The sequence below is a fragment of the Clostridium coskatii genome (assembly GCF_001675205.1).
Lineage (GTDB): Bacteria > Bacillota > Clostridia > Clostridiales > Clostridiaceae > Clostridium_B > Clostridium_B ljungdahlii.
The window spans coordinates 1-677 of the sequence record NZ_LROR01000016.1; the positions used below are offsets into that span (position 1 = coordinate 1).

General features: G+C 34.3%; 3 protein-coding genes. All 3 read right to left on the reverse strand.

The window, feature by feature from the left end; genetic code table 11:
* Positions 1 to 93: BMC domain-containing protein (locus tag CLCOS_RS00370; protein ID WP_153042889.1), on the reverse strand; the 93-nt coding region annotated here is incomplete at its 3' end.
* A gap of 74 nt (positions 94 to 167) precedes the next feature.
* Positions 168 to 458 (reverse strand): ethanolamine utilization microcompartment protein EutM, encoded by a 291-nt coding sequence (gene eutM, locus CLCOS_RS00375; RefSeq protein WP_013237863.1) that lies wholly within the window; start codon positions 456 to 458, stop codon positions 168 to 170.
* A 48-nt stretch (positions 459 to 506) separates the two neighbouring features.
* The coding region (locus CLCOS_RS21240; protein ID WP_275507149.1) for a PduL/EutD family phosphate acyltransferase at positions 507 to 677 on the reverse strand (171 nt) is incomplete at its 5' end.

Below are 677 nucleotides of genomic sequence, written 5' to 3' on the forward strand. Positions count from 1 at the left end.
ATAAACATTAGCTGCCTTTACCATTGCATCTGCAGCTTCAATTGAACCTACTAAACCTTTTGTTTCAATCATTCCTAATGCATCATATTTCATTTTTATTTCCTCCTAGTTTATAATTTATTTTTTTTATTTTTTACTTTGTATCTTATATCCTATATCTTCTAATATTAGTCTTCCTTTAAACCAGTTTTAGGAAGGATAGTTTCAACTTCAACGTGTGGACGAGGAATAACATGAACAGAAACTAATTCTCCAACACGCTGTGCTGCTGCAGCACCAGCATCAGTAGCTGCCTTTACAGCTCCTACATCTCCTCTTACCATTACTGTTACAAGACCACCGCCAACATGTTCTTTTCCTATTAAGTTAACGTTAGCTGCCTTAACCATTGCATCTGCAGCCTCTATAGAACCTACTAACCCCTTTGTTTCAATCATTCCTAATGCATCAGATTTCATTTTTATTTCTCCTCTCCAAATACTGTTATTTTATAATTTATAATTTTACTATTTTACTATTGTAATTTTTGATGAGTTGCCAACACACATTGCATTTGCTTCCTCTGTGTCAATATGGCATTCTAAAGCTGAAGTATCATTTGCTCTAATTGCAACATTATTATAAATTCCACCACGTGGTCCATCAACTTTAATACTTACTGTCTGTCCATCATGCAC